This window comes from Streptomyces sp. Ag109_O5-1, assembly GCF_003814875.1.
Lineage (GTDB): Bacteria > Actinomycetota > Actinomycetes > Streptomycetales > Streptomycetaceae > Streptomyces > Streptomyces sasae.
Genome location: NZ_RKQF01000001.1, coordinates 1582905 through 1595347 on the forward strand (window position 1 = coordinate 1582905; position 12443 = coordinate 1595347).

11 protein-coding genes are annotated in these 12443 nt (G+C 70.4%); 2 read left to right on the forward strand and 9 right to left on the reverse strand.

Annotated features, from left to right (window positions below; genetic code table 11):
* Nucleotides 1-2: 2 nt before the first annotated feature.
* The 3 genes from EDD90_RS07160 to EDD90_RS07170 are packed head-to-tail and all read right to left on the reverse strand — an operon-like array spanning nucleotide 3 to nucleotide 3693.
* Nucleotides 3-1616, reverse strand: a complete 1614-nt coding sequence (locus tag EDD90_RS07160; protein ID WP_123972289.1) for a bifunctional 3-(3-hydroxy-phenyl)propionate/3-hydroxycinnamic acid hydroxylase — start codon at nucleotides 1614-1616, stop codon at nucleotides 3-5.
* On the reverse strand, nucleotides 1613-2551 hold the full coding sequence (locus EDD90_RS07165) for a fumarylacetoacetate hydrolase family protein (RefSeq protein ID WP_123972290.1): 939 nt from the start codon (nucleotides 2549-2551) through the stop codon (nucleotides 1613-1615). Before EDD90_RS07165 ends, EDD90_RS07160 begins: the two co-directional genes overlap by 4 nt.
* Nucleotides 2548-3693: a VOC family protein gene (locus tag EDD90_RS07170; protein ID WP_123972291.1), complete on the reverse strand. Its 1146-nt coding sequence runs from the start codon at nucleotides 3691-3693 to the stop codon at nucleotides 2548-2550. Before EDD90_RS07170 ends, EDD90_RS07165 begins: the two co-directional genes overlap by 4 nt.
* 137 nt (nucleotides 3694-3830) lie before the next feature.
* Between EDD90_RS07170 and EDD90_RS07175 the strand changes: the two genes are divergently transcribed.
* Entirely contained in the window at nucleotides 3831-4466 is a 636-nt protein-coding gene (locus EDD90_RS07175) for a TetR/AcrR family transcriptional regulator (protein WP_123972292.1), read from the forward strand.
* A 49-nt stretch (nucleotides 4467-4515) separates the two neighbouring features.
* On the opposite strand, the gene EDD90_RS07180 is transcribed toward EDD90_RS07175, so the two are convergent.
* The 3 genes from EDD90_RS07180 to EDD90_RS07190 all read right to left on the reverse strand — a co-directional run bounded on the left by EDD90_RS07180 (nucleotide 4516) and on the right by EDD90_RS07190 (nucleotide 9691).
* The gene (locus tag EDD90_RS07180) at nucleotides 4516-5145 is read right to left on the reverse strand and encodes a TetR/AcrR family transcriptional regulator (RefSeq protein WP_123972293.1); all 630 of its coding nucleotides are present in this window, start codon (nucleotides 5143-5145) and stop codon (nucleotides 4516-4518) included.
* Between the two features lie 115 nt (nucleotides 5146-5260).
* Nucleotides 5261-6307, reverse strand: coding sequence for a zinc-binding dehydrogenase (locus tag EDD90_RS07185; protein ID WP_123972294.1), 1047 nt, complete (start codon nucleotides 6305-6307; stop codon nucleotides 5261-5263).
* Nucleotides 6308-6469: 162 nt separating this feature from the next.
* Nucleotides 6470-9691 (reverse strand): bifunctional cytochrome P450/NADPH--P450 reductase, encoded by a 3222-nt coding sequence (locus EDD90_RS07190; protein ID WP_123972295.1) that lies wholly within the window; start codon nucleotides 9689-9691, stop codon nucleotides 6470-6472.
* A 217-nt stretch (nucleotides 9692-9908) separates the two neighbouring features.
* Here EDD90_RS07190 and EDD90_RS07195 point away from each other — a divergent pair, with 217 nt between their 5' ends.
* On the forward strand, nucleotides 9909-10541 hold the full coding sequence (locus EDD90_RS07195) for a TetR/AcrR family transcriptional regulator (RefSeq protein WP_260327689.1): 633 nt from the start codon (nucleotides 9909-9911) through the stop codon (nucleotides 10539-10541).
* Nucleotides 10542-10838: 297 nt separating this feature from the next.
* Here EDD90_RS07195 and EDD90_RS07200 read toward each other — a convergent pair whose 3' ends face one another.
* The 3 genes from EDD90_RS07200 to EDD90_RS07210 form a co-directional block, all read right to left on the reverse strand.
* Nucleotides 10839-11159 (reverse strand): NIPSNAP family protein, encoded by a 321-nt coding sequence (locus tag EDD90_RS07200; RefSeq protein WP_123972297.1) that lies wholly within the window; start codon nucleotides 11157-11159, stop codon nucleotides 10839-10841.
* A 41-nt stretch (nucleotides 11160-11200) separates the two neighbouring features.
* Complete coding sequence (locus tag EDD90_RS07205; RefSeq protein ID WP_123972298.1) at nucleotides 11201-11620, reverse strand: SsgA family sporulation/cell division regulator; 420 nt, start codon at nucleotides 11618-11620, stop codon at nucleotides 11201-11203.
* A gap of 330 nt (nucleotides 11621-11950) precedes the next feature.
* The gene (locus EDD90_RS07210; RefSeq protein WP_123972299.1) at nucleotides 11951-12286 is read right to left on the reverse strand and encodes a hypothetical protein; all 336 of its coding nucleotides are present in this window, start codon (nucleotides 12284-12286) and stop codon (nucleotides 11951-11953) included.
* Nucleotides 12287-12443: the final 157 nt, after the last annotated feature.

Consider the following 12443-nt stretch of genomic DNA (forward strand, 5'->3'; position numbering starts at 1 on the left):
GGTCAGGGGGCGGGCCGGGCGGCGGTGGTACGGCCGGCCGCGTGCAGCAAGGAGGCCCAGGCGGCGGTATCCGGGAAGGAGCCGGTACCGGCCGGGGCGGTGTCCAGCACGACGCGATCGGGGCGCAGCAGGACGGCGTCCGACCGGCCTCGTGCCAGCCAGGCGGCCAGGGTGCCGTCGTCGCCCAGGTCTCCGACGTGGATCGTGGGCGCGCCCAGTGCCGTGGCCACCGCCGTCATCTGCGGGGTGGCAGGCACGGCGGTCAGGACGGCGAAGGAGTCTCCCAGTACGTCGTCCAGGCGGACTCGCCTGCCGTCGACGATCACCCAGGGCTGTGGGCAGAAGGTGCCGGCGAGCACGCGGCCGGGCAGCCCGGGGCGGCGCCGTACGAGCGGCCCGGCGGTGAGTGCGGGGCTGAGGTCGCGGCCCACCGCCGAGGCGACACCGGGGATGCGGCAGACCGCGCCCACGAGGGCCCGGCGGAGCGCCGCGCCGCGGTCCTGTCCGCCGGTCATGGCCCAGCCGAGGGCGACCGCGAGCCGAATCATGTGGCGGGCGTGCGGCCTGCGCTCGCGCTCGTAGGTGTCCAGCAGTCCGTCGGCTGCGCCCTGTTGGAGAACACGGGCGAGTTTCCAGGTCAGGTTGTGGGCGTCGCGCAGGCCCGCGCACAGACCCTGCCCGATGAAAGGCGGGGTGAGGTGGGCGGCGTCGCCGAGCAGGAAGACGCGTCCCCGGCGCCACCGGTCGGCGAGGCGGGCCCGGAAGGTGTACTGCGCCTGCCGGATCACCTCGAAGTCGTCGCCCGACGGAGCATCGGACGGCAGGTCCACCCAGGGGGCGACCAGCTTGCGCAGGCGCTCCAGCCCGCCCGGTCCGTCCAGGGACTCGTCGTCGGCCAGCCGGAACTCCCAGCGGTAGCGGTCCTCACCGAGGCGCATGAAGGTGGCGGGCTGGTGGGGGCAGCAGATCTGGTCGACGCCTTCCCAGGTGCGCACCGGGCGGCTGGTGCGCACATCGATGACCCGCCAGCTCTCCTCGAAGTGCAGGTCCTCCCACACCGCGCCGATGGCGTCACGAGTGAGACCGCCCGCGCCGTCGCAGCCGAGGACGGCATCGGCCCACAGGTGCTCGTCCTCGTCGCTGCCGTCGCGACGGAAGGTGACGTGGACCGGCCCCGCCGGACCGTGTGACACATCGGCGCCCTGGGCGACGGACACGACCTCCACCCCCTGCCACAGCTCACACTCGGGGCGGCGCACCAGGGCGGCGCGGAGCAGGCGTTCCAGCTCTGGCTGGTCGAACATGCTGGTCTGCGGGAAGCCGTGGTGCCCGTGCCGGGATCGTGCGAATTCCGCGATCACGCGGTGCCGGGCGTCCAGCAGCCGCAGCCCGCGAGCGGGACGCGCGACGGCGGCGAACTCCTCGTGGATGCCGACGCTCTGCAGGATCCGGCGCACCTCGTCGTCCACGACGACGGCGCGCGGCAGGGGGTAGACGTCCCGGTGGCGTTCCAGGACGAGGCTGCGCACGCCCTGCCGGGCGAGCAGAAGCGCGGCGGTGACTCCCACGGGTCCCGCACCGATGATCACCACCGGTCTCCGGGATGCGGCGCTCACCTTCCGTCCGCCACGGCGTTCCGCTGCTCGCCGAGGTCGATGCGCCCGTCGGAGGTGGCGATCGTGGCGGTGACGAGGTCGCCGTCACGCAGGTATCGGGGGTTCTTGGCCTGACCCTTGAAGAACGCCTTCCACTTCAGCGCGGGCGGCAGCAGCGCACTGATCTTCGCGACCGGCGCGGGCGGAGCCTTCAGGGCCGTACCGCCGGGGGTGCCGGTCAGCAGCAGGTCGCCCGGATCGAGGGTCTGGAAGCGGGCGAGCAGGGTGAGCGCCTGTGCGGGCCGTACGATCATGTCGGCGAGCGTGCGGTCCTGGCGCGGCACGCCGTTGACCGACAGCCGCAGCCGCAGGTCGATCAGACGGGCGAAGTCCTCGGGCTCCAGCAGGGCCAGGTACGGCCCGGTCGGTGTGAAGGTCGGATAGGACTTGCTCTCGTAGAACTGGGTCTTGGTCAGCTGCACGTCGCGGGCGCTCACGTCGTTGGTCAGGACGAGCCCGGCGACATACGAGGGCAGGTCATCCTCCTCCACAACGGTGCCCACCGGCAGCCGCGCACCCATGACGAGGCCGAGTTCCACCTCGTAGTCGAGGAACTCCACGTGCGCGGGGCGCACGATCGTCTCGTGGGGGCCGCTGACCGAGCCGGATGCCTTGCGGAAGAAGGTGGGCGGAATGTCACCGGTGAAGCCCGAGTCCTTCGCGTGGCTGCGGTAGTTGACCATCTGGGCGACCACCCGGCAGGGGGTGGTGACCGGGGGCAGTGCCACCAGGTCTGTGACGGGCGCACCGCTCTCGGTGGAGGCGGCGGCCTCGCGGACCGCGTCCCGGTCGGCCAGCAGTTCCGCGGTGGTGACGGCCTTGGTGTCGATGCGGACGGCGCGTCCCTCCCGGACGACCCACCACCCGTCGGGGGTGCGCAGAACGTTGGTGCTCATGAGCTCATCGCTTTCATCAGGCCCAGCAGGCGTGCGGGATCGAGTTCGTTGTCCTCGCGCAGGGCCGTCATGACCTCGCGGAGCTTGGCGGGGGACGGGTTGGTGCCCAGGAAGTCGCGGGTGACGGGCGGCCCCCACTGGGCCAGGCCGCTCGCCGACATCGGCGCCCATCCGGGTTCGAGGTCGCAGGAGAACAGGTCGCCGTCGGCGAAGTGCTCCAGCATGAAGCGGTCGGGGTCGCGCCAGTAGTCGAAGAGCTGGCTGCCCTGGATGTGCCGGCCGATGCCCCAGCTGCGCTGGTAGCCGCGCTCGGCCAGGTACTCCCCGCCGGCGGCGATCGAGTCCAGGTCGGTGACCTGGTAGGCGGAGTGGACGTAGCCGTTGCCGGGGCCCAGGTGCAGGGCGAGGGTGTGGTGGTCCACGGGCGTGCCGCCCTGGTCGCAGCGGACGAACGCCATGGTCGGCCCGCGCCCGCGCTGCCCGTCCAGGAACAGGAAGTCGGACACGATCATCCCGAGGGTGTCCAGATACCAGTCCAGCGTGCGGGCGAACGTCCGTGTCTCCAGCACCACATGGCCCAGCCGCTGGATACGGGACGGCTCGCGGGGCGGTCGCTGGGGGGCGTTCGTACGACGGGGTTCGATGCCGGTGTTGAGGGTCAGCGGCGGCTGTCCGGGCAGCGCGGGCAGCGGTTCGGCACAGTGCACGACCCGGACCGGCAGGCCCGAAGGATCGAACAGGGTGACCGACCGTCCGCCGCCCGGTACGTCGATGTCCCGGACCGTGTGTCCGACGGCGGCGGCCAGCCGGTCCACATCGGCCCGCTCGGCCGCGCGGAACGCCGGTCCGAGGAAGCGGGAGGCGCGCCCACGCCGGATGACCATGCAGGGTGAGCCCGCGAACGTGCCGCGCAGCCACAGCTCGTGCTCGGTGCGGGCGGCGATCGCGAAACCGAAGTCACGGGCGAACACCTCGGCCCGGTCCAGGTCCGGCTTCTCGAACTCCAGCCAGGCCAGGTCCGCCACCTTGATCACGGGATTCCGGGAACGTCCGGGGTGCTCTCCGCGCAGGGCCCCCTGCTCGCTGTGAAGGTCCTGGTGGGGCGTCTGGTGAGCGCCCCTGTTAACAGAGGTGTGGGACATGGTGTCCTCCAAGCAACACTGCCGTAATGAGGAAATCATCAACTCTGTCGTTTCTCTTCGTCAATAGGAGAGGGGTAGATAATTGAGGATCTCATCAGTAATGGCGGGGTTATCGCAGCGGTGGTTACACTGGCCGTATGCCGACGTCAGCCCCGCCCATGAACCGTTTCGAGCGGCGCCGCGCGGAGACCCGTCAGTCGCTCGTCCGTGCGGCTCGGCAGATCCTCGCGGAGACCGGGGACACCAGCGCCAGCATCCAGGCCATCGCCGAACGCGCGGACGTCGGTTTCGGCTCCTTCTACAACCACTTCGAGTCCAAGACGGAGCTGTTCGACGCCGCGGTGACGGACGCCCTGGAGGAGTTCGGGCAGGTCATCGACGAACGCGTGGAAGGCATCGACGACCCGGCCGAGCTGGTCGCCGCCGGCTTCCGGCTCACCGCCCTGATGGCCGACTCCCACCCGGAACTCCTGCGGATCCTGCATGACCGTGGGCTGGCCCACATCCACTCCGACCGCGGCCTTGCCCCGCGGGCCCTGCGCGACCTGGAGACCGGCATCGCCTCCGGCCGGTTCGCCTGCGGCAACGCGACCACGGCCCTGTCCGCCGTGGGCGGCACCCTGCTGTCCCTCGTGGCGCTGCGACTGGCCCGCCCCGACCTCGACGGCGATGAAGTCGCCTCCGACCTGGCCGAAATGGTCCTGCGCATGCTGGGCGTCCCCCCGGACGACGCCCACGAGGTCACCCGGCGTCCACTGCCGGGCCACGCCTGACAGCTCGGCAGCGACGTCACGCGGACCGCGAAGGGGCCCCGGGAGGGCGTCATTCATTCATCACGTCCCGCACCTGGCGTGCAGCGGCCTGCGGTGCCACCCCGGCGGCCACGAGGAACGCGGTCGCGGCGGCCTCGCCCGAGGGATCGGCCCAGGTACCCGCGCCGTTCTCCTCGGCGAGGGCCAGCATCAGTGCTTCCAGCGCGTGGGCGAGGACCGGCGCTGGGACGTGGGCCGCGAGCACACCTCCCTGCTGACCACGTCGGATGGTCGCGATGGCCTCCGCACGGGCCGGCGCCAGGATGGCGTGGACCGCGTCCCCTCCCGGACGGCGACGCCCCAAGGAGATGAGCATGCGGAACCGGTCGCCCACCGCCCATGCCGCCAGGGCCATCCGTGCCATCGCCTCGAGCGGATCAGCACCCGGCGTACGGGCTGTGGCAAACGCCTGCTGAAGCGCTTGGCCTGCTTCGTGCGTCAGCTCGTCGATCAGCGCTTGGCGGCCGGGGAAGTGTCCGTAGAGGGTGCGCCGCGTGACGCCGGCCGCCAGCGCGATGCTGTCGAGACTCGCGTCGGGGTCGTCCCGCAGTGTCCGTCGAGCGGTTGCGAGGATGCGTCTGTGGTTCGAGCGGGCGTTACTGCGCTGCAGGGTGCGGCCCGGGACATCGGTCCTCTGCATGGCTCCGTCTCTCCGAGTTCTTGGCTGCCGGAAAGCCGTGGGCGCCGCTGCTCCCTCACGCACCGGCGCCCACTCACCCCTGCCCGAGGTGGCTTTGATGTCCTGCTGACCGGTGTCAGGGGACGAGGATGAGGCGGATCGGGTCGCCGATCTTGTTCTCCAGGCGGTTGACCGCGTCGGCCGCGTCGACGAGCGGGATGTGGTCCGTGATGGAGGGGGCCAGGTCCAGGCGCCCGGCCGCGGCCAGCCGCACCAGCTCGGAGACGGACTCGGGGAAGCCTCCGTAGTGACCGCGCACCTGCTTCTGCAGGTAGTTGAAGGTCAGGCCCTCGGTGATGGTGAGCGGCTTCGGCGTGATCCCGACCAGGATCAGGGAGCCGCCCAGGCCGAGCACGGAGGCGGCCTGCTCGCGGACGGCGGGCACGCCGGCGCAGTCGAAGGCGAAGTCCAGGCCCCGTCCGTCGGTGGCCGCGCGGACCTGGTCGGCGAAGTCGGGGGCGGCCGGGTCCAGGGCGTGGTCCGCACCGAAGGCCAGGGCGCGTTCGCGGGCGCTGGGCAGCGGGTCGACGGCGATGATCGGTGCGGCGCCGGCCAGGCGGGCGAGGCGTACGTTGTGCGCGCCGACTCCGCCCACGCCCCAGATGCCGACGGACTGGGCGGGGCGGACGCCCGCGGTGGCGACGACGGCGGCGTAGGGGGTGGAGACCGCGTCGGGGATGATCGCGGCCTGGTCGAAGGGCAGGCTGTCGGGGATGGGGATGAGGGTGTCCTCGCGGGCTGTCACGTACTCGGCCCAGCCGCCGTCGTAGTCGATGCCCGCGGTGAGCATCTGAGTGCAGGGGCGGTGGCGCACGCAGCCGGCGCACTTACCGCAGGTCTTGCCGGCTTCCAGGGTGACGCGGGTGCCGGGGGTCAGGCCCCGCCTGAGGTCGGGGCCGAGGGTGTGGATCACACCGGAGACCTCGTGGCCGACGGTGACCGTGTCGGAGGTGGCGAACAGCGGGACGAGGGAGCCGTCGAGGAGATGTACGTCGGAGAGGCAGACGCCGGCGGCCTTGACCTCGATGAGGACCTCGCCCGGGCCTGGCACGGGGATGGGGACCTCCTCCACGGCGAACTTCTTGCTGTCCAGGTGGAAGCGTCCGGCGAGCATGGTGTCCATGACGATCTGCTTTCTGTGAGCGGCACCGCCCGGCGGTTCGGGCCGACGGGTGCCGTGTGGTGTGTGGTGGGCTTGTGGTGGCCGGGAGGCGTACGGCCGGCAGTGGGGGGCCGCACGCCTCCCGGCGGCCAGGAGGGCGCACGCCTTGACGGCGTGCGGCGGTCAGGCGAAGACGTCCTGCTGGTAGCGCTCGTCGGCCTCGAGTCGGGCGAGCCACTGCTGGGCGGTTTCGTCGTCGCTGCCGGTGTGCTCGCGGTAGACCGCGGCGAGGGCCTCGCGGACGGCGGGCGCCATGCGGCGGCCGTCACCGCAGACGTAGATGTACGCGCCGTCCTCGATGGCCTGCCACACCGTGTCTGCGGCAGCTGCGACGGCGTTCTGCACGAACCGGGCCGGGTGACCGGTCACCGCGGAGAAGGCGGTGTGGATCCGGGCGATCCCGGCCTGCTCCCAGTCCTGCATCTCCTGCTTGTAGAAGTAGTCGTGCTCGGGGTGGCGGCAGCCGACGAAGACCTGCGACAGACCGACCTCGGTGCCGTTGTCGTGCTGCCGGGCACGCTCCTCAAGGAAGCCGCGCAGCGGCGCGATGCCGGTGCCGGGACCGATGAGGATCAGCGGCGTGGCGGGGTCGGCGGGCGGGGCGAACGTCGGGGAGGGCACGCGGACGTAGCCGTACACGACGTCCCCGGGCTTCAGGCCGGCGATATAGGAGGAGCAGGTGCCGCGGTACTGGCCGTCGCCGGACAGGGCCGGGCCCTCCAGCAGGCCGACGGTCAGGCGCACGTGGCGCGGGTTGGCCATCGGTGCGGAGGAGATGGAGTAGAAGCGCGGGCGGATCGGACCCGCCATCTCCAGGAACACCGCCAGCGGCAGCTCGACCGCCGGGAAGCGCTCCAGCAGGCCGAGCACCGAGACCCGCTTGCCGAGGATTTCCTTCTGGTAGTGCTCCTCGGCCTCCTCGGTGTCGGCCGTGTAGGCCTGGAGCTGCGGCCGGGTCCACGGGCACCGGGTGTACTCGGCCAGGGTCTGGATCTGGGAGCGGGTGGCCACGTCCTGCAGCTCCAGGAACTCGGTGAGCAGGATGCCGGCGGTGACGGCGACGCCGACCGGCAGGTGCGTGCGGCCGCCGCCGGGCTGGTCGAGCCGGAGCACCTGGCCGTACTCGACACCGAGCCGCGCCAGCGCGCGGTTGACCAGGGCCGGTTCGTTCTTGGCGAAGACGGCCAGGTGGTTGCCGGTGTCGTAGGTGACACCCTCGGGCAGCTCGACGGTGATGGACTTCGCGGACGGGCGCGGCGGCTCGATGCTGAAATCCCACAGGCCGGTCGCGTCGGCCACGAGTTCCTCGTTGGCCACCACCGTGAGCGGATATGCCTGCTCGGAGACGATGGCGGGACGCACGTCGGATTCGGTGAGCAGCTGGACCTGGTAACGCGGGCCGCCGGCCGCGGAGGTGTCGGCGGCGTACTCCTCGGCCAGAGTGGTCCAGAGGGTGTCCATCCAGCGGGTGGCCATGCCGTCGAAGTCACCGGCGGCGTCCGCGATGCCGCGCTCGACGATCGGGGTGGCGCCGGCGGCCAGCAGGCCTTCCTCGATCCGCTTGGGGAATGCCTGGAAGGTGGCCACCCACTGGGTGTTGCCGGCGCCCAGCAGCGCGAACCGCACGTTGGAGAGTGAGCCCTCGGGCAGGCCTGCGGCAAGCAGGTCGTCGAAGCGCTGGGCGTTGTCGGGGGCCTTGCCGTTGTAGCTGGCGGCGACGACGGTGAGCAGGCCCTCGGTGGGCAGGTTGTCGCCCAGTTCGTCCAGGCTCACCAGCGTGGTACCGAAGCCGGAGCGCTCACCGCGGTCGGCGATGGTGCGCGCCAGGTCCTCGCAGGAGCCGAGGCTGGAGCCGTAGGCCACGGTCAGGTTCACCCCGACACCGCTGACCGCCGCCTGCGCCTGCGTGTCGTCGGTCTGCAGCTCCGCGGTGTCGAAGACGGTCCGCTGGTGCTCCTGGCGGCGGCGGACGACCAGCTCGAAGTCGCCGGGCTTGCGGGTCAGCGCCTCACGGACGTCCATCTTGTAGTCGGTGGTGTCGGAGAACCTGAACTTCTGCAGCACGAGTGCCAGCGCCAGGCGGGCCTCGGTGAGCGCGAACTGCCGGCCGATGCAGGCACGTACGCCGTTGCCGAACGGCTTGTACGCGTGCGGGTGCTGCTGGACACGGTTCTCCGGCAGCCACCGGTCGATGTCGAACTCCTCCGGGCGGTCCCACGCCTCGGGGTGGGAGTGGAGTGCGCCCATGAGGATGTTGGCCCTGGTGCCCTTCTTCAGCTCGTACCGGTCACCGATGACGGTGTCGTCGATGGGCGCCTTGGCGATCAGCGGGATGGGAGCCCACAGGCGCAGGGTCTCCTCCAGGATCCGCGGGATGACGTCCAGCTGCATGATCGTGTCGTAGTCCGGGACCGTGTCACCGGGCAGCAGCCGGTCGACCTCCGCGTAGGCCTGGGCCAGGACGTGCGGGTTGCGCATCAGCGAGTACGTCGCGAACGACAGCAGGCCACTGGTGGTCTCGTGACCGGCGATCAGGAAGGTCACCACCTGGTCGCGGACGTTGTCGTCCGCCAGCAGCTTGCCGGTCTCCGGGTCGGTGGCCTCCAGCATCAGTCCGAGCAGGTCCTCCTCACCGGAGCCCTTCCCCTCGCGGCGCTCCTTGATCACGCTCTCGACCAGGTCGCGCATCAACTGGACGTTCGCACGGTACTTCCTGTCGTCCGCCTTGCGGAGCCTGGTCATCATCGGCAGCTCCTGGGAGCGCCGCATCGACTCGGTCAGCGCCTCCAGCAGAGCGTTGAGGAACGGGTGCAGCTCCTCCTTGCCGAACGACTGGAAGCGGTAGCCGAACCCCGACAGAGCGATGGTGTCGAGGGTGAGCCGGGTGTAGTCATCAGTGATCTTGACCGGCCGGCCCTCTCGGCGCTCCCACTTGCCGACCAGGTTCTGGGCGATCTCCAGCATCTGCCCGAAGTAGGTCTTCATGGCCCGCTGGCTGAAGGCCGGCAGGAGGATGCGGTGCGCCATGGCCCATTCCTCCTCGTGCTGGTGGGCCGTGAACAGGCCCGCGCCGGTGTAGTCCCGGACGTGGTTCAGCGGCGTCTTCTCGATCTGCTTGAAGAACCGCGTCTCGTCGCACACCTCTGCCACCAGGTCCGGGTCATAGACGAAGACCTGCTCGACGCCGGCGATGTCCATGCCGTAGATGCCCTCGGGGAACTGCTTGGACAGCTCGTTGAAGTACTCGACGGGGTTGGTGTCGGGGATCTGCGGCGTGTGGCCGAGGAGCGGGATCCCGCGCGGGGACCGGATGGGGCGAAGGTCGTTCGCGGAGTTCGTGGTCATGGCTTGCTCCTTTGCGTGGAGGGGGAACGGGCAAGGGTCCGCCGGTCGATGCCGCGGTGCACCACGGAAACATACGCCGTATGGAATTGGTACCGTACGTCGTATGGAAAGTCGACGCAACCCCCGGCCGGACCATTTCCATACGTCGTACGAAACTGGTACCGTACGGGGTATGGAAAAGGTGAGGCGCCCCCCGCGGGGAACAAGGAAGAGAGACGTGCCTCTGACGGAGGCCGGGATCTACGCCGCCGCCCTGCGGCTCATCGACGAGGACGGGGTCGAGGCGCTCACCATGCGCAAACTCGCCACCGAGCTCGACGCCAACCCGATGTCCCTGTACCACCACGTGCCGAACAGGGAAGCGGTGCTGCGCGGTGTGGCAAAGACGGTCGGCTCCCAGTTCCGCACCGTGACGCTTCAGGACGCTCCCTGGCAGGAGCGCATCCGCCTGCTCGCCACGGACTTCCGGACGCTGGCGCACCGCCATCCCAAGCTGATGGCCTACTCGTTCAGCCACCAGCCCGACTTCATCCAGTCCGACGACCCGTTCTGGAGCGCACTCACCGCGATCGTGGCGGCCACGGGAGTGCCTCGGTCAGACGTCTCGGAGGCCGCCGCCCTGATCGTCGCCGTCGTCGTCGGTGTCCTCACCGCCGAGCTCAACGGCTCGCTCCACCAGTGGGCGAACCTCAAGCCCCCCGGCCTGGCCGCCGATGGGGACGAGCCCGTGGATGTCCGCCCCGCAGACCCCGATCAGGACCGCATGTTCCGCCTGGTGATGGACACGCTCATCGCGGGCCTGGAAAGCCGACTCGCCGCCGATCGTGACGGCCAGGGAGCCGGCCGCTGAGTCCGTGATCCTGAGGAGTTGGGGCCCGGGCGCTCGCCCGCAGTCGGGCGAGTCCGGGCTGCGACGCGCGAAAGTTCACCCATCACACGCGGAAAGGCCGCCCCGATGGGGCCGCTCCTGGTGCGCGGGGCTCTGCGGCCGGGCGAAGGCGCCGGCGTCGCGGCTGGGGAAAGGTGGCCGTGCCGTTGACGGAATGGCCCCGACCTTTCCGATCTCGTGCCTGCCCGTCGCCGTATGGCGAGCGCCTTGGCCGAGCGCCGAGCCGTCGAGGCGGCCTCCGGCGCATTACGGCGACTGTCAGCGCAGAGGTGAGTCCACGGTGGGCGTCAGCAGGGACTCGTCGACGCCGACGATCCGACTTATGTCGAAACCCTCCATGTCAGCGCGGAATTCGGGGCTCGACAGGTATGCCTCCAGCCGCTCCTGCACGTCGTCGGCGTCCTGGTAGGAAACGAGGGCGTACAGCTGCGGGGCCGCGCTCGCGGGCACCGTCCAGACGCCGTGTGTGGTGATCCGGTGCTTGGCCATACCGGGAATGTGCTTGGCCCAGATGTTCTCGTAGGCGGCGAGCGCGTCGGGGCCGCGCAGGGTGTAGACGCGAAGCTGGTACTGGGACATGAAGACTCTTTCCTTTGGTTCTGAGCAGGGATGGCCGGCGTTCAGTCGGCCGAAAGCAGGTACGCCAGTTCGACGTCCCAGTCGATTAGTGCGGATTCGGCGCCCCGTGGCACCAGAGCCTCCGTGTTCTCCAGGAAGGTCCTGACGTCCCGCACGGGAACCTCGAGCAGGGCGGTGCCCGCGCAAGAGCCGAGAGCCATGTACGTCACCTGATCCCCACGGCCGGCAGCCGGCCGGATCCGGACGTCCGCGTGGCCCGCGGAACCCTTCAGCCCTTCAGCCAGGAGATCCCGTCCCAGGATCCATTCGACCGGCTCGTCGGTGTGGACGAAGAAGGCGGCACGGACGACGTAGGGATCGGCGGGCTCGTATCGCAGGCGCATGCACACCGGCAGCGAGTGGTCGCGCGACACGACAAGGCGCACAGCCACCCCCCGCTCCACGGTTCTCAAAGACTCCATCGACTTTCACTCCTAGGCGCGCCTCGGCCGCGCTCCGCCGCCCGGCAGGCAGCGAAGAGGCAACGGATGGTGAGGCGTTACGGCAGGGCCCTGGCGCCGGACAGCGTCGGCGGACCGCACATTCGTCGCGTCGCGACAGCTGGGGCGACGCGAGCCTGCGGCGCATGGCGGGTGTCCGCAGGAAGTGTGAGGGAGGCGGGCTCTCATTCGGTCTGCCGCCGGGCGGCGGTCAGGGATCGCCGACCCGGGATCAGCAGCCGCCTCCCGGCCGCCGGCAGGTATCAGGGGGAAGGGGAACGCCTGGGCACACGGCCGCAGACGGTATCCGTCTCACCAGTCAGCGTGGTTCAGATCGTGGTGGTCGCGGTACCGGCCGTCGCGCTCCCAACGGCGGAGGTGGTCATCGCGGTCGCGCCGGGCCGAGTCGGCGACGCGGCCGTCGTGGTACCAGCCACGGCTGTCGTCCCAGGCGTAGCCCTGCTCGAGCAGGTAGCCGACACCGTGGTCCCAGCGGTAGTAGTCGGCGTCACCACCGACTGCCGGGCGGTGGGCGTGGGTGGACGCCGGCGTCGCGGCCGAAGCGGTGCCCCCGGCACCGAGCACGGCGACACCCGCGAGCGCCACGGAGGAAACAGTGACGGCGAAACGCTTCGCGAACTTCTTCATGATCTTTCCTTCCCGCCTGGCGCGATCTACGCCGACGACTCTTCGGGCAGGCGATGTACGGCGCCGACCCGGTCCGAGCGAAAATTTCCATACAACGTATGGAAACGTGCCTCCATTAGTAACATACGCCGTATGGAAATGTCGAGGAGACAAAGCC

What these genes read in the sequence shown, in the direction of transcription:
- EDD90_RS07165 (WP_123972290.1), bottom strand. Translation starts at nt 2,551, where the DNA reads ATGAGCACCAACGTTCTGCGCACCCCCGACGGGTGGTGGGTCGTCCGG.
- EDD90_RS07170 (WP_123972291.1), bottom strand. Translation starts at nt 3,693, where the DNA reads ATGTCCCACACCTCTGTTAACAGGGGCGCTCACCAGACGCCCCACCAG.
- EDD90_RS07175 (WP_123972292.1), top strand. Translation starts at nt 3,831, where the DNA reads ATGCCGACGTCAGCCCCGCCCATGAACCGTTTCGAGCGGCGCCGCGCG.
- EDD90_RS07180 (WP_123972293.1), bottom strand. Translation starts at nt 5,145, where the DNA reads ATGCAGAGGACCGATGTCCCGGGCCGCACCCTGCAGCGCAGTAACGCC.
- EDD90_RS07185 (WP_123972294.1), bottom strand. Translation starts at nt 6,307, where the DNA reads ATGGACACCATGCTCGCCGGACGCTTCCACCTGGACAGCAAGAAGTTC.
- EDD90_RS07190 (WP_123972295.1), bottom strand. Translation starts at nt 9,691, where the DNA reads ATGACCACGAACTCCGCGAACGACCTTCGCCCCATCCGGTCCCCGCGC.
- EDD90_RS07200 (WP_123972297.1), bottom strand. Translation starts at nt 11,159, where the DNA reads ATGTCCCAGTACCAGCTTCGCGTCTACACCCTGCGCGGCCCCGACGCG.
- EDD90_RS07205 (WP_123972298.1), bottom strand. Translation starts at nt 11,620, where the DNA reads ATGGAGTCTTTGAGAACCGTGGAGCGGGGGGTGGCTGTGCGCCTTGTC.
- EDD90_RS07210 (WP_123972299.1), bottom strand. Translation starts at nt 12,286, where the DNA reads ATGAAGAAGTTCGCGAAGCGTTTCGCCGTCACTGTTTCCTCCGTGGCG.